The organism is Halosubterraneus shenae (assembly GCF_050510935.1).
In the GTDB taxonomy this organism is placed as follows: Archaea; Halobacteriota; Halobacteria; order Halobacteriales; family Haloferacaceae; genus JBDGPU01.
The window spans coordinates 99,382-117,813 of record NZ_JBNLVO010000003.1; the positions used below are offsets into that span (position 1 = coordinate 99,382).

An 18,432-nucleotide genomic window follows, 5' to 3' on the forward strand; every position below is an offset into this window, starting at 1 on the left:
GACCGGCACACGTCGCGAGCAACGTCACTCGGTACACCAAGAAAACTCCAGCCGCTGAGACGGATATTTTATAAATGAATTCGGCTGTCGCTGCTTGCAAAACCACTCAGCCTGTTTTGAAAGCCCCAGCCGCTGGTCGGTTGTACTTATAAACAAGATCGTCTATCGTCGCTGGCGACACCACTCAGCACGCCCAGAAAGCCCCAGCCGCTGAGCGGTCGCGCTGCTCGCTGCGCTCCTCACCCGACTCACTCGCTCCCTGCGGTCGCTCGTTCGCCAGGTTCCGGTGCTAGCGTCGCAGGGCGTCCCGCGCAGCGGCTGCCCCTTTCAGTCCCGCCCGAGAGTGGTGGCCGGGCGTCGCTTTCGGCGGTTCTTCGGTGGTCGTCACTCGCCGGCTGGCCGGCGTGCGGCGCGGGGCGGTCGGCGCGCGCGAGCAACGCGTGCGAGGGAGGGTGGGGCGCGCCGCGGCGGTGCGTGGCCGGCGCGCCCCGGCCGAGGCTGGGGTGGACTGAGGAATTGCGGTTGCTGTGCGGTGCTGTCGCGATGCTGTCGCCGTTGCTGTCGCGATGCTGTCGCCGTTGCTGTCGCGATGCTGTCGCCGTCGCGGTCCTGGCGGACTGAAAGGGCGACGGCCGGTCGCGCCAACGGGGAGTCGCTGAGTCGACCCCTATCTGGACCGGGCGGTGCGGAGAGGTCCAGATATGTCGCTCAGCGACCGCGAGCGGCCGAGGGCTTTCTGGGTGTTTGCGGTGCTGGCAAGTGTAGAAGCGTCTGCACCTGTTCATCTGGCTAATAAGCAAGAGCGGCCGAGGGCTTTCTGGGTGTTTGCGGTGCTGGCAAGTGTAGAAGCGTCTGCACCTGTTCATCTGGCTAATAAGCAAGAGCGGCCGAGGGCTTTCGGGCTGTCGTGGTTCGGGATCCCAGCGTCTGCACTTGTCCATCCAGTTTATAAGCAAGCCCGGCCGCAGGCTTTCGAACTGTTCTGGTCCATTCCACCAGCGTTCACACCCGCAATCCCGCCTCAACCGATCACTCAAACGGTAATTCCTCGAGCGATCGCGTGTTCGCCAGGTCGTCAGCTTCCAGCCACCCGCGCCTGGCCTGCGAGACGGCCAGATCGACCAGCTCCAGCTCGCTCTTCCGGTGTGCGTCCGACGAGACGACGAACGTCACGTCGTCGCGGTACTGCTTCACGTTGCGCCAGTCGAGATCCAGCCGCGCCGGTTGCCCGTTGATCTCGACGAAGACGCCCTCGTCGGCGGCGACGCCCATCACTCGCTCTAAGTCGAGGTCCAGCGGCTCGCGCTCGTGGATCTGGCGGTTCAGCGGGTGCGCCAGCACGTCGACCGGATACGACTCCATCGCCGCCACGAGCTTGTCGGTCGGGTCCTCCGGATGCAGGTGCATCCCGGCGACGAGCACGTCGACTTCCTCGGCCCACGCGTCCGGGACGTCGAGACCGTCCTCCTGCACCTCCGCCTCCAGACCGTGCAGGAGCCGGACGTCGACCTCGGGGTCGTCGTTGACCTCGGCAATCTCGGCTGCCTGCTCGTCGAACTCCTCGCGGTCCGAGACGCCCGTAACGACGTCCAGCGCCGGCCCGTGGTCGGTAACGACCAGGTACTCCCTGTCGAGTTCGTCCGCGCGCTCCGCCATCTCGCGAACGGTGTGCTCGCCGTCGCTGTAGGTCGTGTGCGACTGGAAGTCCCCGCGGACGTCCTCGACCGTGACGAGGTCCGGGAGGTCGCCGGCGACGGCGGCGTCGACCTCACCGGTGTTCTCCCGGAGCTCCGGGGGGATCCAGTCCATGTCGAGCGCGTCGTACACCTCGGCCTCGGTCTCGCCCGCGATCCGCTCGCCGGCGCGGCGGCCTTCTTCCGCCTCGGAGACGTCGCTGACGTCGTAGAGCCCGTACTCGTTGAGCTTCCAGTCGCGGTCCTGCGCGCGGTCGCGGACGGCGATGTTGTGGTCCTTCGAGCCGGTGAAGTACAGCAGCGCGGACCCCCAGGAGGACTCGTCGACGATGCGAAGGTCGACCCGGAGCCCGCCGCTGATCTTCACCGAGGACTTCGTCTCGCCGCGCGCGATGACCTCGTCGACGTCCTCGAACTCACAGAAGGCGCCCATGGCCGCGGTCGCGTCGCTGGCGGTCGCGAGCACGTCGACGTCGCCGATAGTCGGCCGCCGGCGACGGAACGAACCGACGAGCTGGACGTCCTCGAAGGCGTCGACGGCGGCGATCCGGTCGCGGATCCCCTCCGCGCGGTCGAACGCGTCGCCGATGAGCGTCCGCTCCTCGCCCTCGATCGCGACGTCGATGTGGTCGAGGATGTTCTGCTGAGTCTTCTCGCCGAACCCCTCGACGGTGGCGATGCGGCCCTCGTCGGCGGCGCGTTCGAGCTCCTCCAGCGTCTGGATCCCGAGCGCGTCGTAGAGCTTCTGGGCCTGTTTCGGGCCGACCCCCTCGACGCGCGTGAGCGATTCGATGTCCTTCGGGTGCTCCGCGGCGAGCTCCTGGTAATACTCGAGCTCCCCCGTTTCGAGATACTCGGCGACCTTCTCCGCGATCGACTCGCCGACGCCGTCGATCTCCTGTAGGTCGCCACGCTCGTGGATCTCCTCGATCGGCTCGGAGAGGGACTCGACGTTGCTCGCGGCGGTGTGATACGCCCGCGGCTTGAACTCCTCCCCCCGGATCTCCAGGTAATCGCCGATCTCGTGGAGGAGCTCTCCGACCTCCTCGTTTCGCATATCCCCTCGTTCGCGGAGCCAGTAGATAGTGCTGGTGGCACCCTCTCTCACCCTTCAGCGGCCAGTTCCTTTACCCGCGATTGCGACGAACCTCGGACCAACACATGCCCCGAGAACTGGTCGAGCTGGCCCGAGAGGGAGCCGACTTCGACTCCGAGACGGACGCGGAGGAGTTCGTCCGCGACGTGCTGGAAGCGCTCGGCGCGAGCCTCAGCCCCGGCGAGCGCCGCGACCTCGCCGCGTTCCTGCCGGCGACCTTCGCGGACGACGTCGAGGACCCGGGGCTCCCACCCCGCAGAGAACCGTTCACGTACGACGAGTTCATCGACCACCTCGCTAGCGAGGCCGGCATCGACGCCGACGAGGCCGAGCGCCGAGTGCGGGCCGTCGCTGCCGCGCTCGCGCGCGTCGTCGGCGAGCCCGAGCTCGACGACGCCCTCGCCCAGCTCCCGCCCGAGTACGACCGGGCCTTCCAGACCGGCGGCAAACTCTCGGAGGAGTCGTTCGCCGAGGCCGTCGCCGACGTAACGGACCTCTCGGAACCGGAGGCCGAGACGGCCGCAGCGGCGACCCTCCGGACGCTCGGTGAACGCGTCTCCCGGGGGGAAGCCGAGGACGTCGCCGAATTCCTCCGAGAGCCGGCCGACGAGTGGCTCGTCGAGGAGGCGGCGGCCGATCCGGGATCCTTCGATGGCGACGAGTTCGTCCGCCGCGTCGCGGTCCGGGCCGACGTGGACGAGCAAACGGCCCGCGAGTACGCCGACGCCGCGAGCGACGCGCTCGCCGGGATCGTCCCGACCCGGGCGCTCGACCGGATGAACGAACAGCTCCCGGACGAGTACGGCGAGTTCCTCCAGCCGATCGCCGGTCGGTAAGCGAGCGCGGGTCGTCGATGGATTTGGAGCCGGCCGACCGGTCGGCCGACGCAGTGCCGCGCGACCGTGGGTTTTTGCCGGCCGGCGACCACCTCCAGCGCATGCGCTTCGAGGTTCTCAGCACGGCGAATATCGGCCTCCACGCGGTCGTCCCGGCCATCCAGGACAGCGAGGACACGGTCGCGGCCATCGCCTCGCGCGACGCGGACCCCCTCGTCGATCGCGAGGAATCGGTGGCGAACGTGCGCGTCCTTAACACGCTTGGGGAGAGCGCGGCTCGCGGTGAGGCAGTCGCGGTGGAAGAATAGTCGCAGGCGGCCGGTAGCGCCGATTACTGCCCGGGCTGATACTCGCCGAACTCGTCGCGCATCACGTCGCAGATCTCCTGGACGGTCGCGTATTCCTTCACGGCGTCAACGATGTACGGCATCACGTTCTCCTCGCCCTCTGCCGCCTCGCGGACGGCCGCGAGCGCGGCGTCGACGGCCTCGCTGTCCCGTTCCTCCTTGACCTGCTCCAGCCGCTCGATCTGCTCGGCCTCCTGCTCGGGGTCGATCTCCTCTAAGTCCATCTCCGGTTCCTCGTCGACCTCGAACTCGTTGACGCCGACGATGATCCGCTCTCGCTCCTCGATCTCCTCCTGACGCTCGAAGGCGACGTCCTGGATCTGCCGCTGGACCCACTGGTTCTTCACGGCGTCGAGCATCCCGCCGCGGCGGTCGACCTCGTCGAGAATCTCGAACGCTTCTTCCTCGACGTCGTCCGTGAGACTCTCGACGTAGTAGGATCCGGCGAGCGGGTCGATCGTGTCGGCTGCGCCGGACTCGTGTGCGAGGATCTGCTGAGTGCGGAGGGCGGTGCGGACCGATTCCTCCGTCGGCAGCGCGAGCGCCTCGTCCTTCCCGTTCGTGTGGAGGCTCTGCGTGCCGCCGAGGACGGCCGCGAGCGCCTGGTAGGCGACGCGCACGACGTTGTTCTCGATCTGCTGGGCCGTGAGCGTCGAGCCGCCGGTCTGGGTGTGGAACTTCAGCTGCTTCGACTTCGGGTTCTCGGCGTCAAAGCGCTCCTCCATGATCTTCGCCCACATCCGGCGCGCGGCGCGGAACTTCGCGACCTCCTCGAAGATGTTGTTGTGGGCGTTGAAGAAGAAGGAGAGCTGCGGCGCGAACTCGTCGACGTCGAGCCCGGCGTCGAGCGCAGCCTCGACGTACTCGATGCCGTTCCCGAGCGTGAACGCGATCTCCTGGGCCGCCGTCGACCCCGCCTCGCGGATGTGGTACCCCGAGATCGAGATGGTGTTGAACTTGGGGGTCTCCGCGGCGCAGAACTCGAAGATGTCCGTGATGAGCCGCATGGAGTCCTCGGGCGGGTAGATGTAGAGGTTCCGCGCGATGTACTCCTTCATGATGTCGTTCTGGATCGTCCCGCGCAGCTCCGCGCGGTCGACCCCCTGCTTGTCGCCGATGGCGATGTACATCGCGAGCAGCACCGACGCCGGCGCGTTGATCGTCATCGACGTCGACACCTCGTCGAGCGGGATGCCCTCGAACACCGTCTCGAAGTCGTCGAGCGTGTCGATGGCGACGCCCGAGCGGCCGACCTCGCCCTGGGCCATCTTCGCGTCCGAGTCGTAGCCCATCTGCGTCGGCAGGTCGAACGCCATCGAGAGCCCCGAGGAGCCCTGGTCGATGAGGTAGTTGAACCGCTCGTTCGTCTCGCTGGCGGTCCCCATGCCGGCGTACTGCCGCATCGTCCAGAGTCGCCCGCGGTGCATCGTGGAGTAGACGCCGCGCGTGAACGGCTCCTCGCCCGGGAAGCCGACGTCCTCGTCGTAGTCGAGGTCCGCGACGTCGGCGGGCGTGTACAGCGGGTCGACCTCCTGGCCGCCGGTGTCGGTCGTGAACTCCTCCTTGCGCTCCCCGAACCGCTCCACAGTCGGGCCGTACGTCTCCGACTCCCACGACTCCTTCGCGGAGCGGATCTCTTCGAGTTCCTCGGGGTCGAACATTACCTAGTGGTCTACCCTTGTGGGACTTAACTGTTTGAGAACCTGCATTGACGGTGGAGGCGAATCGGGGTGTTCGGTGACGGAGTTTCGTTTCTCGGCGTGAGTGTCTCAGATCGGAGCATCCAGGATGATATCGGCTATTCTTTATATAGTGATTTAAGAAGGTGACATGGTGGTGGTCTCGACGGGAACGCAGAGTCCTCGAAAGCCCTCGGCCACTCTTGCTTATAAACTGGATCCGCAGGTGCAGACGCTGCTATGTTTGACAGCACTGCAAACGCCTGGAAAACCCACGGACACTCTTTATAAGCAGATTTGAACAGGTGATACGGTCTTACGCTCGACAGCACCGCAGACTCCTTGAAAGCCCTCGGCCGCTCGCGGTCGCTGAGCGACATATCTGAACCTCTCAGCACCGCCCGGTTCAGATAGAGGTAGACTCAGCAACTCCCCTGTGGCGCGACCACTGGAAGACGGTCCGGGCTTCCGTTGCGTCTCTCCGCAACGCCCGACGGACTGTTCCGGGCTGCGACTTCCATGGTCTCGTTCGCTCCGCTCACGAGAGCGGCCGTCGCCCTTTCAGTCCGCCAGGACCGCGACCGCACCACTACCGCAACCGCGACAGCACCGCACAGCAAACGCAATTCCTCACCCCTCCCCAGCCTCGGCCGGGGCGCGCCGGGACCGCACCGCTCGGCGCGCCACCGGCCTCCCTCGCACGCGTTACTCGCGCGCGCCGTCCGCCCCGCATCGCACGCCAGAAAGCCAGCGTGCGTCGTCGGCCATACCGCCGCGAGCGACGCCCGAGCCACCACTCGGTGGGTGGGACTGAAAGGGGCAGCCGCTGCGCGGGACGCCCTGCGACGCAAGCACCGAGCCAGCGAACGAGCGCAGCGAGTGCGCTGGCGAGGCGCGCAGCGAGCAGCGCGACCGCTCAGCGGCTGGGGCTTTCTGGGTGTGCTGAGTGGTGTCGCTCACGACGATAGCCGATCTTGTTTTTAAGCGTGACCGTTCAACTGCCGGGACTTTCCCCATGCCAATTGGTGTCCGACGCGACTACAGCCGAGTTTATTTATAAACACAACCGTCTCAGCGGCTGGGACTTTCGAACCATGCGAGTGGTGTCGCTCGGGAGGATGCCCGAACGAACCTCTTAGCGAGCGTCCAAACAGGCCATTCCAACTCTCGAGACGTGCCGAGCAGTGTCGCCAGGGCCAATAGCTGAAACGGATACCACGATTCCACGGACGAAGAATCGCTATTCTCGCAGCGTTCGCTCCCAGTACCCACCGGCCCAGACGGACAGCCCGTAGCCGACGACCGCGAGGACGCCGCCACCGGAGACCGTCGCTCCGAGTACCCAGAGCGGTGGGCCCGGGAGGAACGAGGCGATCACGGGCGGCACGACGACCGCCGCGATAGCGACCGAAAAGGCCGCAAACCGGACGATGTCGAAGAGGAACTCGTTCGGGTCGAAGCCCGCGAGCGCCGTCGTGACGCCGAAGACGTACAGCGAGAACCCGACGACGAGCGTCGCGCCCGCCGCGGCGTCGGGCAGTGACGTGGGGAAGATAGCGAGCGCGACCGCGTAGGCCACGAGCGACGTCGGAAGCCCGACGATGAGGAACGCCCGGCGCTTGGCCGCGAGCACGTCGGTCGCGGACAGCGGGAGCACGAGGTACGACTCCGGCTCGTCGAACATCGTGAGCCACGTGTACGTCGTGAACGCGGAGAGGCCCAGCACGGAGCCGAAGAAGACCCCCGGCGCAGGGCGGACGCCGACGATGGCCTCGACGATGCCGACGAGCCCGCCGACCACGGCGAGCAGCAGCGTCGCCGAGACCAGGGGCTTCACGAACCCGCCGCTGCTCCGCGCGAGCTCCAGCAGGCTGCGCGCGACGATCCCATTGTCGTCGCCGGGGATCCGGGCGGATAGGTCCCGGAACTGTGCGGTGGCGCTCCGCGACGGCGGCTGGTAGGTCGAGTCGTAGATCGCCAGCGCCCCGGCGCTCACGACCAGTGCGAGCACGGCCGCGACGGCGACCGGGCCGGCGGTCGGCGGCCCGACTGCGACGCCGGCGGCGCCCGTGTGCCACGCCCCGAGCGCGAGCAGCCCAAGCACGACCCCGAGACCCCACTTCGGGGCTCCCCGCGTTCGGAGCGCGATGAGCCCGACCGTGACGCTCATTCCCAGCGCGAACAGCGCGGTCGTCTGGATCCAGAGCCGCGCAGCCTCGGCGACGGCGACGCCGACAACGCTCGCGGAGAGCCCGCCGAGCCCGGAGACGCCCGCGTCGAGCAGGAACAGGGGGACGCTCCCGGCCGCCAGCGGGAGCAGGAACGCCAGCGCGTAGAAGCAGCCGTCTTTGAGCAGGAACAGGCCCAACAAGCGTCGGGGCGACAGCGGGAGCGTCTCGGTCGTCGACAGCAGCAGCGTGACGTCGCCGAGGAGGTTCTCCATCGCGTCGCTGCCGACGAGGCCGGCCGTGCCAGCGTAGAGCCCGAACGCGAGCGTCAGCGCCCGGACGCCGGTTAGCACCGCGTCCGGGCCGGTCCCAGTCAGCGTCAGCCCCAGCCCGCCCCCGAGAGCCAGCGCAAAGATGACCAGCGGGAACGTGAGGAAGCGTCCGCCACCGAACAGCTCCGCATGCAGGCGAACCTCCTCGCGCCAGAGGACGCCGAACAGGTGCCTGTCGCTGACCACGTCAGGACCCCTCCGTGCCCGGCATGTCCCGCGACGCGACGGTGCCGACCTCGGCGAGGAACGCGTCGAGGAGTGGCTCCTCCATGTCGGGGATGGAGCGCTCCGCGACCACGCGGCCGTCGGCCACGATGCCGACCCGGGTGCAGAGCTCCTCGGCGACGTCGATGTTGTGGGTCGAGACGAAGACGGTGTTCTCCTCGGCGTACCCGGTGAGGAACTGCTTAACCGTCTCCTGGACGATGGGGTCGAGGTTCGCCAGCGGTTCGTCGATGAAGACCACGTCCGGTTCGTGGAGGAACGCCGCGGCGAACATCACCTTCTGCTGTTGCCCGCGCGAGAGGTCCGTCGTCAGCGCGTCGAGTTTCCCGCGGAAGCCGAGCCGGTCGGCCCACGTCGCGGTTCGGTTCGCAACCGATTCGGGGTCGAGCTCGCGGACCTGCCCGACGAACTGGAGGTACTCCCGCGGCGTCAGGAAGCTCGGCGGCGTGCCCTGTTCCGGCAGGATCCCGACCCGCTCGCGGACCTCGATGGGGTTCTCGACCGGATCGATTCCGAGAACGCTGGCGGTGCCCGAGTCCGGGCGAATCTGTCCGGTCAGCACCCGGAGCGTCGTGGTTTTGCCCGCACCGTTCGGCCCGAGAAAGCCGTAGAGCTCCCCCGAATCGACCGTAACGGAAAGCTCGTCGAGCGCGTCGAGTTCGCCGTACCGTTTCCGGAGGTCCTCCGCGCGTATGACGACCATCGGCGGCCCTTTGGCGGGTGGCCTGATAAATGATGGCGGCGTCGGTGGTGGCGGTCGCGGGCGAAGGTCAGCTACAGATACTCCGCAGCGACCGATTCGACCGTCCGGAACTCCGCCCCCTCCAGTTGTGCGTACTCGACGAACGCGCCGAGCTTTGCGAGGCGGTCCGGTCGCCCGATCACCTGCGGGTGCATCGTGAGGACGAACACGCCGTCGGCGGGCGCGTGGTCGAACTGGCTCTGCCAGTCCTCGAAGACGGCCGACTCCGGCGTGTAGCCGCGCTTGCCCGAGAACGCGAGCGGCGGGTAGTCGTCGCGCTGCCAGGAGATGGGGATCTCGAGCAGGTCCGTCGGCTCCCCGGGGTCGTACGGGCTGTCGACGGGGGCGCTGTCGCGACGCGCGAAGTACGGCTCGAAGTCGCGGGCCATCCTGGAGGAGGAGTACTCGAACCCGAAATCGAGCAGCAGGTCGAGCGTATGTTCGGAGTAGTCCCACGAGGGCGACCGGTAGCCGGTCGGTGGCGACCCCGTCAGGCGCTCGATGCTCTCGATGCCGCGTTCGACGTCGGCGCGTTCGGCCGCCTCGCTCTCGTACTCACCCGGCGGCGTGTGGCTCCAGCCGTGGTGGGCGACCTCGTGGCCTGCGTCGACGACGCGCTCGCAGACGTCGGGGAAGCTGTCGATGGTGTGGCCGGGGACGAACCACGTCGCCGGAAGGTCGTGGTCCGCGAGGAACTCCAGGACGTTGGGCGCGCCGACCTCGGCACCGTAGAGCCCACGTGAGCGGTTCGTCGGCGTGTTGTGGCCGTCCTCCTTGTGGATCCACGGCGATACGGCGTCGAAGTCGAACGTGAGACACACCGTTTCGGCGGTCATGGGTCGTGATTGAGGTGTGTTCACATGATTGTACCGCTGGATTCGGTGTTCGAAATGTGTGCCTGAAGCGGGGGGTCGCCGCCGGTCGTCTCACTATTCGCTGGACTGCGAGAGCGCCGCTCTTCGGGCGTTTGCAGTTATAGATTAGACCCGCTATCGTTGCCGGGTACACCACTCAGCACGCCCAGAAAGCCCCAGCCGCTGAGCGGTCGCGCTGCTCGCTGCGCGCCTCGCCAGCGCATTCGCTTCGCTCGTTCGCTGGCTCGGTGCTTACTTCGCAGGGCGTCCCGCTCAGCGGCTGCCCCTTTCAGTCCCGCCCACCGAGTGGTCGCCGGGCGTCGCTTGCGGCGGTTGGGTCGCCGGCGACGTGCGCCAGCTGTCCGGCGCGCGGTGCGGGGCGGCCGGCGCGCGCGAGCAACGCGTGCGAGGGAGGCCGTGGGCGCGCCGAGGCTGTGCGGTCCCGGCGCGCCCCGGCCGAGGCTGGGGAGGGCTGAGGTATTGCGGTTGCTGTGCGGTGCGGTTGCGTTGCGGTCGCTGTGCTGTTGCGGTCCTGGCGGACTGAAAGGGCGAGTGCCGGTCGCGCCGGAGGGGAGTCGCTGAGCAGGCCCTATCTGCGCGGGCGGTGCGGAGAGCGCAGATATCCTGCTCAGCGACCGCGAGCGGCCGAGGGCTTTCTGGGTGGTTGCGGTGCTGTCGAGAGCAAGGCCGTACCACCTGAACAAACCCGCGCATAGCGAGCGGCTGAGGCCTTCCCCACTCTTCGGCTACAACCTCGAGCCACGTACTCCGTCATCACGTCCCGCACAGTTACGTCACCACGAGTCAACCACGCAGACATGGAGTACACGCGACTCGGCAAGACGGGCATCGAGGTCTCCGAGGTCTGCTTCGGGACGTGGCGATTCGGGAAGGAGTCGAGCGGCGTCGTCGAGACGACGCGCGAGGAGGCCCACGACCTCCTCGACGCCGCCGAGGAGCACGGGATCAACTTCATCGACACCGCCAACACCTACGGTGGGGGTGACAGCGAGCGCTGGATCGGGGAGTGGCTCGACGAGCGCGACCGCGAGGACTACGTGATCGCCTCGAAGGTGTACTGGAGCAACGAGAGCCGCTTTTCGGCGAATCTCTCGCCGAAGAACGTCCGGGCGGAGATCGAGGGCACCCTCGACCGGCTCGGGACCGACTACGTCGACCTCTACTACATCCACCGGTTCGACGACGGCACCGACGTCGAGCGCACGCTGGCGACGCTGAACGACCTCGTCCGCGAGGGGAAGGTCCGCGCGCTCGGCGCGAGCTCGATGGCCGCCTGGAAGCTGACGAAGGCCCTGTGGAAAGCCGACGCGCGCGACCTGCAGCCGTTCGACGTCACCCAGCCGATGTTCCACGCCGCGCGCGACGAGACGATCGAGGACTACCTCGACCTCTGTGCGGATCAGGATCTGGCAGTCTGCCCGTACTCGCCGCTCGCAGGCGGGCTGCTGACGGGGAAGTACGAGCGCGCGCCCGATGGGGAGGTCATCGCGCCGGACGACTCCCGCGGAAGCCTCTTCGAGGAGTTCGGCGAGTACTACGCCTCGAGCCGTGCGTGGGACGTCCTCGACGAGATCGAATCCGTCGCGAGCGACCTCGACGCGACGCCGGCGCAGGTCGCGCTCCGGTGGCTCATCGAGCAGCGCGAGTTCCAGTGTATCCCTATCGTCGGCGCGCGGACGCCGGACCAGCTCGCGGAGAACGCCGGCGCCGCCGAGATCTCGCTGTCGGACGCGCAGTACGAACGCATCGCGGACGCGCGGCAGGCCTGAGCGCCAGGCCGTCGCGAGTGCAAGGCGGGACGCCGGCCCGAACACGGCCGCCCCGAACACGGCCGCGCCTGCCCGGGCGACTACCTTGAAGTGCGACGGCGGCGACGCGGCGCACATGGACGCGCTACCCGACCACACGGAGCGGTTCCTCGCGGCGACCAGCCCGGAGCACACGGCCGTGCAGGAGCGGATGGCCGCCCACGCCGCGGAGCACGACTTCCCGATCATCGGCCCCGTGGCGGGCGGCGTCCTCCGGCTGCTCGCCAGGTTGACCGACGCGGAATGGGTCTTCGAGTTCGGGTCCGGCTTCGGCTACTCCGCCTCGTGGTTCCTCCGGGGCGGCGCCGACCACGTCATCTGCACCGAGTTCGACGCCGAGGAGGCCGAAACCGGCGCCGAGTTCATGCGCGAGGCCGGCGAAGCCGATCGCGTCACCTTCGAGGTCGGCGACGCGATGGAGACCGTCGAGGCGTACGAGGGCCCCTTCGACGTCGTGCTAATCGACCACCAGAAGCACCGCTACGCCGACGCCCTCGAGGCCGTCAGACCGAAGCTTGCGCCCGGCGCCGTCGTCGTCGCCGACAACGTCATGCACGGCCCCATCGACATGAGCGACCTCCTCGCCTACTTCGACGAGGGCGTCGACCTCCCGCCGGGCGACAGCGAGACGCGCGGGATCGCGGAGTACGTCGACCTCGTCCGCGCGAGCGAGGATTTCGAAACGTCAGTCCTGCCGGTCGGGTCGGGGATCACGGTGAGCGCACTGGTCGGCTGACGGAGACGGACAGTGTGAAAACGCAGCGGCGGTGGAATGCCGGAAAGACGATCTGGGGTGGGATGCCGGAGAGCGGTCTTTCTCGCCGCTGCAAGAGACAATAGCAGCCGTACGCCCTTATATAACCCCGCCTTTGAGCGACGAGATCGGTTTTGAGTAACCGAGTAACTGCTGTAGTTCCCTTTTGTGCGGGTCGGGTCGCTGACGGTTACTCGGAGCGACTTGCCGAGACGGTCTCGTCGTCGAACCACTCCGTGAGCGCGTCCTTCAGCATCTCGACGAGCAGGTTCCGTTCCCCGGTCCCCCACACGGCGAGCGTCGGGTCGATCGACCGATCGCGACCGACTGAAACCGTGACGACGGCCTGCGTGCCGTCGACGAGGAGGCGTTTGCCGTCGGGAATGTCCGTCGTTTCGGGAATCCGCGTCACGGTCTCGACGTCCGGGATGTGCGTCGCTATCGCGTCGTCGTGGCCGTCGCCGTTGCCGCCGCCGTCGCCGACGATTCGCACCTGGATACCGTCCTCGGCGGCTTCCGATAGGGTGTTGAGAAGATCCTCCGAAAGCGGCGTCCCGTCGGTCACGAGGATGATCTCCTCGGTCGCGGCCCGGACGACGTCGACGAGGCAGTCGACGACTTCCGCCCGACCCGTGACGGTTCTAACGTCCGACTCGTCGTCGTTCTCGCCCTCAAGCATGCTCAACACGGCCGTGAGCGTCGCCTCGCGATAGCGATACTCCTGTCTGAGCTTCCGGATCGCGTCCCGGGCCGGAACCGGGTCGAAGTGCTTGGGCGAGTGCTCCTCGACGTCGATCAGGTCGTTCTCGAGCAGCTCCTCCGCAGCGTCGTACACGCGGGTTCGCGGGACGTCGGCGACCTCGCTGACGCCGCGAGCGGTCGAGACCCCGTTCCGGAGCAGCGCCACGTACATCCTCGACGCGTAGGTGCTCAGTCCGAACGCCTGCAGCTGCTCGATGGCCGTCGACGACGGGCTATCGATGGGATCTGGAGTCATGCTCGAGTCTTCCTCGGATGGCAGCTACGTGGCCGCTCCGTTGCTGACGGCTGGTTCTGGCCACGCTCCCGCCGGATGAATGCGGGTAGGTCGGACGGCTGTAATAATGTTTTGTGATTAAGTGAGTCAACCTGTTTGGGCGGTTCGTGACTCCTCGAGTGACTCGACCGGAACCGCCGCACCGCTACCGGGGCGAGAAGCCTACTAAACGGATACTGCAGCCGGTGGCGGTCCCGAGCAGAGAACGGGGCTGAGGAACGCCGCGTGTGACTGTAACGACAGAAGTTACAATACCATCAACGTCTTTTATCTGGAGAGAGAAATCTCGCATAACGCGACACCAATGGGGAGCGACTGACTGGACTCAATGGAAACGAACGACGCGCACACGGAAGCGAACGGGCTGTTACAGGAGCTCGGGCTCAAGGAGTACGAAGCAAAGTGTTTCGTAGCCCTGAGTCGACTTCCGCGGGGCACGGCGAAGGACGTCAGCGAGGTCTCGGACGTCCCACGGACGCGGGTGTACGACGCGGTCCGCGTGCTGGAGTCCGAGGGACTCGTCGAGGTCCAGCACAGCAACCCGCAGCAGTTCCGGGCCGTCCCGGTCGAGGAGGCGATCGAGACGCTCCGGGACAAGTACGAATCCCGCTTCGAGACGCTCCGCAGCGACCTCACTCAGCTTCCACCGGTCCACGAGGACCGGGAGGAAACCGTCCACGAGGTCTGGTCGCTCTCCGGCCGGACGGCGATCGCGAACCGAACGACGCAGCTGCTCGACGAGGCGACCGAGGAGGTCGTTTACATCGTCGGCAACGACGAGGCACTGAACGACGAGATCCTCTCGAGCCTCAACGCGGCGACCGACAGGGGGACGACGGTCGTGATCGGAACGATCACGGAGGACCTCCAGCGCCGCTGTGCACGGGCGGTCCCGGATGCCGAGGTGTTCGTCTCCGAGCTCGACTGGCTCACGGCCACCGCGGACGAGCCGCACCCGGGCACCTCGATAAATCGGCTGCTCCTGACTGACCAGCGGTCGATCCTGGTCAGCTCCCTCGACGAGGCGAGCGACACCGAAAGCGCCGTCTACGGGACGGGGTTCACCAACGGGTTCGTCATCATCGCCAGGCGGTTGATGGCCACGGGGCTGCTGACGAGTGAGGACCCGGCCGACTCCTGAGGACGCTGGCCGCCACGGCTGCCCCCATTGGTCGCTCGTTTTCACCGTCGCCAGCGACGGCCCCCTGCAGTTGCCGGCGACGCTTCCTCCTCAGTCGTCAGCGACGGTTCTCACTCAGCTGCCGATGATGGCTCGACGCCGCGACGGTTCTCACTCAGCCGCCGACGATGGCTCGACGTCCGCGACGGCGACCGGTGCCGCTCTCGAGCGCTTCGTTCCCGGCCGAGTTCACCAACGTATTCAGCCTCCACGCCAAGTCGGGGATATGTATCTCGGAGACGAGGCCTGGCCGGACCTGGGTGAGTACTTCGAAGACGAGTCGCTGGCGCTGGTCCCCGTCGGGTCGACGGAGCAGCACGGCCCGCACCTTCCGGAAGCGACGGACCACCTCATCGCGGAGGCGTTCGCGCGGGAGGCCGCCGACCGCTGCGAGTACCTCTGCACGCCGACCGTCAACGTCGGCGTCAGCCCGCACCACCGGCAGTTCCACGGCACCATGTGGGTCGACGCGCCGGTGTTCCGCGACTACATGGAGTCGCTCACGCGCAACCTCGCGTATCACGGTATCGACCGCGTCATCTTCGTCAACGCGCACGGCGGGAACGTCGACCACCTGCGCGAGGTCGGCCGTCGCCTCCGCGACGACGAGACGCTGTACGCCATTGAATGGATGTGGGACAACTCGATCCCCGAGCTCGTCGACGAGCTGTTCGCGCAGAACGGGCCCCACGGCGGCCCCAAGGAGACCGCGATGATCCAGTACCTCCAGTCCGACCTCGTTCACGACGACCGGCTCGCGGAGGCCCGGGACGGCGGCCCGGCCAGCGTCGCCGAGGCGGACACGGTCAAGCACGGCGCGCGGACGTTCTACGACGCCGCCGACAACACCGAGAACGGCGTCCTCGGCGACCAGACCGACGCGACGGCCAAAAAGGGCGAGCAGCTGTTCGAGGCCGCGACCGACCAGCTCGTCCAGCTGGCCGACTGGCTCGACGAGCAGCCGTTCGAGGCGCTCATGCCGAAAGACCACGTCTGAGCCCGCGACCGGTCGGCGGACTACGTGCGCTGCACTCCACGGTTCAAACCCTTTTTGTATCGGCGTAGCCTCTCTCCAGGCATGTTTGGAGGCGGCGGCATGAACCCACGCAAGATGAAGCAGATGATGAAACAGATGGGCATCGACGTCACCGAGATCGATGCCAACGAGGTCGTCGTCAAGACCGACGACGAGGACCTGGTCTTCGACGCCCCGCAGGTCACGCGCATGGACGCGCAGGGCGAGATGACCTACCAGATCGTCGGCGAGCCCGAGTCCGTCGAGCCCAGCGCGGGCGGCGCCGCCGGCGCGGTCGAGGGCGCCGAGGGTGGCGAAGAGGCCGAGGCGGAGGCCGGCATTCCCGAGGACGACGTCGAGATCGTTGCCCAGCGCGCCGGCGTTCCGGGGAGTGACGCGCGCGAGGCGCTCGAAGCCGAGGACGGCGACCTCGCCGCGGCCATCGCCCGCCTGGAGTGACCGACGCGGCGTACCTCCTCGTCCACGAGGACCGGGAGTACCTGCTGGAGCCGGGCGAGGAGTTCGGCACCGACCTCGGCGTCATCGACGTCCCCGAGGACGTCGCGGCAGGTGACACGATCGAGACGCACCTCGGCACCGAGTTCGAGGTCCGCGAGCTTCGCGGCCCCGACCTGTTCGATCACCTGGAGCGCACGGGCGCGCCGATGATGCCCCGCGACGTCGGGCTCGTCATCGGCCATACCGGCGTGAAGGCCGGCGACCGCGTCCTCGACGCGGGCACGGGCACCGGCATTCTGTCGGCGTACCTCGGGCGCGTCGACGCCGAGGTCACGACCTACGAGCAGGACCCCGAGTTCGCCGAGGTCGCGCGAGAGAACATGCGCGTCGCCGGCGTCTCGGATCAGGTCGACGTACGGACCGGCGATCTCACCGAGCACGTCGACGAGCTCGCGGAGGGCGACGGCTTCGACGTGCTGACGCTCGACACCGCCAACGCCCCGGAGATCGCGGCCCGCGCGGACGAGCTGCTCGTGCCGGGCGGCTTCCTCGCCGTCTACTCGCCGTTCGTCGAGGCGACCCACGACGCGGCCGACGCGGTGACGGAGGCCGGCCTCACGGAAATCGAGACGCTGGAGACGATCCAGCGGGAGATGGACTTCTCCGACCGCGGCTCCCGCCCGTCGACCGCCGGCGTCGGCCACACGGGCTACCTGCTGTTCGCGCGTCGTCCCTGACGCGGGGTCCTTTTTAATAATCTCGACGCGGGACGACAGGTCGTCGCACTCGACCGAACAGTGGATCCCACCTAGCGGATAACGTCACCCATCCGAACGTTCTTGAGGCATCGCGCAGCAGGCCCTGTATGGTTCTCACCGACGAGGCCCGCGACGCGCTCTCGACCGCGAGCGACCTCGTCGTCGCGGACCCCGATCTCGACCTCCTCGAAGCCGTCCTCGACGTTCGGGCGGATGCGGAGCAGGACGCGGAGCAGGACGAGGAGTGGCGATTGCTGCTGTCCGACGACGTCGCTGACACGCTCGGCTACGAGTTCGTCCTGGGCACCCGCGTCGAGGAGCGTCGGCAGCGAGGTGGGCTGCTCGCTCGCCGGGTTGCGTCGCCGCCAGGGACGCTGATCGCGACCCCCGACGCGGCGTTCGCCGTCGCGGGCCCGCCCTCGTCGCGGACGTTGCTCTCGACGACCGAGACGGCGGACGCAGTCCGGGGCGCCGTCGTCGACCGCTTCGAGACGGCCCAGCCCGTCGACCTCGGCGTTCCGGATCGACGCACCCTGCTGAACGCCGCCGAGCGATCGCTGTCGACGGCGTTCGCGGCCGACCTCGACGTCGCGCTCCGGGAGACCGACCGGCTGCATCGGTCGAGCGACGTCAACGTCCTTACCCTCCTGGTCGCGCTCGGGGCGAGACACGGCCACCTGTTCGGCGTGGTCCGGACCTGGGCAGAGGAAGTCGGAATCGCCCCCCGGCAGCTGTTCAGCGACGAGAAGCGGACGCTCGTCGACGCCGACGTGATCGAGACGATCAAGCTCCCGCTCGGTAAGGGGCACCCACGGTCACGGCTCCAGCTCGTGGCCGAGGAGTTCGGCGACTGCCCGCCGGGAACCCTTACGGAACGGCTGGAAGCACGGCTTCAGGGGGAAGCCGAGGCCGGTCCTGCAGCTACGGAAGAGCGAGTGCCGGTGTGGAAACGCCAGAATCGGTCCGTCGGGCCGGACTAGCGGGAGAATTGAGCCGGACTAACGGGAGAAGGTCGTAGGGACGAGCTCGTCGCTCAGTGGTCGTCTTCGCGCCACTTGTGCTCGCACTCGGTACAGACGAAGAAGCGCGTCTCGGACTCGTCGGCCGCGCGGATCTGCTGCATGTACCAGTAGGCCTCGTCGTTGTCGCACTCGGGACACTGGGCCGTCGTCGACGGGAGGCCCTTGTCCTCGGCGTCGCTCACGTCGATGATCTCGGAGGACTCCTGGCCCGTGGTCGTGACCATCTGTGCTTCCGCCTGTTTGTCTCGACCCTTTTCGAAGCCGCAGGAGGAGCAGACCCAGTGGTCCTCCCCCTCTCCGGCTTTCATCATCGATCCGCACTCGTCGCAGAACTCCATAGAGAACCCAGCGGATACCGATATTTAAACGACGGGGTTCCGGGGGCAACCCGGACTACTGTGCCGAC

16 protein-coding genes are annotated in these 18,432 nt (G+C 67.6%); 9 read left to right on the top strand and 7 right to left on the bottom strand.

Annotated elements, in window-relative coordinates; translation table 11 throughout:
• Positions 1 to 1,029: 1,029 nt before the first annotated feature.
• Positions 1,030 to 2,751 carry a helix-hairpin-helix domain-containing protein gene (locus tag ACQE3M_RS06945; RefSeq protein ID WP_430504870.1) on the bottom strand — a complete coding sequence of 574 codons (1,722 nt, stop codon included), beginning with the start codon at positions 2,749 to 2,751 and terminating at the stop codon, positions 1,030 to 1,032.
• 104 nt (positions 2,752 to 2,855) lie between these two features.
• Between ACQE3M_RS06945 and ACQE3M_RS06950 the strand changes: the two genes are divergently transcribed.
• Positions 2,856 to 3,626, top strand: a complete 771-nt coding sequence (locus ACQE3M_RS06950) for a DUF2267 domain-containing protein (protein ID WP_430504871.1) — start codon at positions 2,856 to 2,858, stop codon at positions 3,624 to 3,626.
• Positions 3,627 to 3,727: 101 nt separating this feature from the next.
• Positions 3,728 to 3,934, top strand: a complete 207-nt coding sequence (locus ACQE3M_RS06955) for a hypothetical protein (protein WP_430504872.1) — start codon at positions 3,728 to 3,730, stop codon at positions 3,932 to 3,934.
• 23 nt (positions 3,935 to 3,957) lie between these two features.
• On the opposite strand, the gene ACQE3M_RS06960 is transcribed toward ACQE3M_RS06955, so the two are convergent.
• The 4 genes from ACQE3M_RS06960 to ACQE3M_RS06975 form a co-directional block, all read right to left on the bottom strand.
• The gene (locus ACQE3M_RS06960) at positions 3,958 to 5,634 is read right to left on the bottom strand and encodes an acyl-CoA mutase large subunit family protein (RefSeq protein ID WP_430504873.1); all 1,677 of its coding nucleotides are present in this window, start codon (positions 5,632 to 5,634) and stop codon (positions 3,958 to 3,960) included.
• 1,258 nt (positions 5,635 to 6,892) lie between these two features.
• The gene (locus ACQE3M_RS06965) at positions 6,893 to 8,338 is read right to left on the bottom strand and encodes a hypothetical protein (protein ID WP_430504874.1); all 1,446 of its coding nucleotides are present in this window, start codon (positions 8,336 to 8,338) and stop codon (positions 6,893 to 6,895) included.
• A 1-nt stretch (position 8,339) separates the two neighbouring features.
• The gene (locus ACQE3M_RS06970; RefSeq protein ID WP_430504875.1) at positions 8,340 to 9,080 is read right to left on the bottom strand and encodes an ABC transporter ATP-binding protein; all 741 of its coding nucleotides are present in this window, start codon (positions 9,078 to 9,080) and stop codon (positions 8,340 to 8,342) included.
• 71 nt (positions 9,081 to 9,151) lie between these two features.
• Entirely contained in the window at positions 9,152 to 9,955 is an 804-nt protein-coding gene (locus ACQE3M_RS06975) for a polysaccharide deacetylase family protein (RefSeq protein ID WP_430504876.1), read from the bottom strand.
• 836 nt (positions 9,956 to 10,791) lie between these two features.
• Here ACQE3M_RS06975 and ACQE3M_RS06980 point away from each other — a divergent pair.
• Both ACQE3M_RS06980 and ACQE3M_RS06985 read left to right on the top strand, forming a co-directional pair.
• Positions 10,792 to 11,763, top strand: coding sequence for an aldo/keto reductase (locus tag ACQE3M_RS06980; RefSeq protein WP_430504877.1), 972 nt, complete (start codon positions 10,792 to 10,794; stop codon positions 11,761 to 11,763).
• Between the two features lie 115 nt (positions 11,764 to 11,878).
• On the top strand, positions 11,879 to 12,538 hold the full coding sequence (locus tag ACQE3M_RS06985; protein WP_430504878.1) for an O-methyltransferase: 660 nt from the start codon (positions 11,879 to 11,881) through the stop codon (positions 12,536 to 12,538).
• A gap of 208 nt (positions 12,539 to 12,746) precedes the next feature.
• Here the strand turns inward: ACQE3M_RS06985 and ACQE3M_RS06990 are convergent, their stop codons facing one another.
• Complete coding sequence (locus tag ACQE3M_RS06990; protein ID WP_430504879.1) at positions 12,747 to 13,553, bottom strand: TrmB family transcriptional regulator; 807 nt, start codon at positions 13,551 to 13,553, stop codon at positions 12,747 to 12,749.
• A gap of 367 nt (positions 13,554 to 13,920) precedes the next feature.
• Between ACQE3M_RS06990 and ACQE3M_RS06995 the strand changes: the two genes are divergently transcribed.
• From ACQE3M_RS06995 to ACQE3M_RS07015, 5 genes are all read left to right on the top strand, one after another.
• Positions 13,921 to 14,733: a TrmB family transcriptional regulator gene (locus tag ACQE3M_RS06995; RefSeq protein ID WP_430504880.1), complete on the top strand. Its 813-nt coding sequence runs from the start codon at positions 13,921 to 13,923 to the stop codon at positions 14,731 to 14,733.
• A gap of 265 nt (positions 14,734 to 14,998) precedes the next feature.
• Positions 14,999 to 15,769, top strand: a complete 771-nt coding sequence (locus tag ACQE3M_RS07000; RefSeq protein WP_430504881.1) for a creatininase family protein — start codon at positions 14,999 to 15,001, stop codon at positions 15,767 to 15,769.
• Positions 15,770 to 15,850: 81 nt separating this feature from the next.
• Positions 15,851 to 16,246 (top strand): nascent polypeptide-associated complex protein, encoded by a 396-nt coding sequence (locus tag ACQE3M_RS07005; RefSeq protein WP_430504882.1) that lies wholly within the window; start codon positions 15,851 to 15,853, stop codon positions 16,244 to 16,246.
• On the top strand, positions 16,243 to 16,983 hold the full coding sequence (locus ACQE3M_RS07010; RefSeq protein ID WP_430504883.1) for a methyltransferase domain-containing protein: 741 nt from the start codon (positions 16,243 to 16,245) through the stop codon (positions 16,981 to 16,983). Before ACQE3M_RS07005 ends, ACQE3M_RS07010 begins: the two co-directional genes overlap by 4 nt.
• Before the next feature lie 128 nt (positions 16,984 to 17,111).
• A complete protein-coding gene (locus ACQE3M_RS07015) occupies positions 17,112 to 17,984 on the top strand; it encodes a transcriptional regulator TbsP domain-containing protein (protein WP_430504884.1) in 873 nt (290 codons plus the stop codon).
• 53 nt (positions 17,985 to 18,037) lie between these two features.
• Here ACQE3M_RS07015 and ACQE3M_RS07020 read toward each other — a convergent pair whose 3' ends face one another.
• Entirely contained in the window at positions 18,038 to 18,364 is a 327-nt protein-coding gene (locus ACQE3M_RS07020) for a transcription factor S (RefSeq protein WP_430504885.1), read from the bottom strand.
• Positions 18,365 to 18,432: the final 68 nt, after the last annotated feature.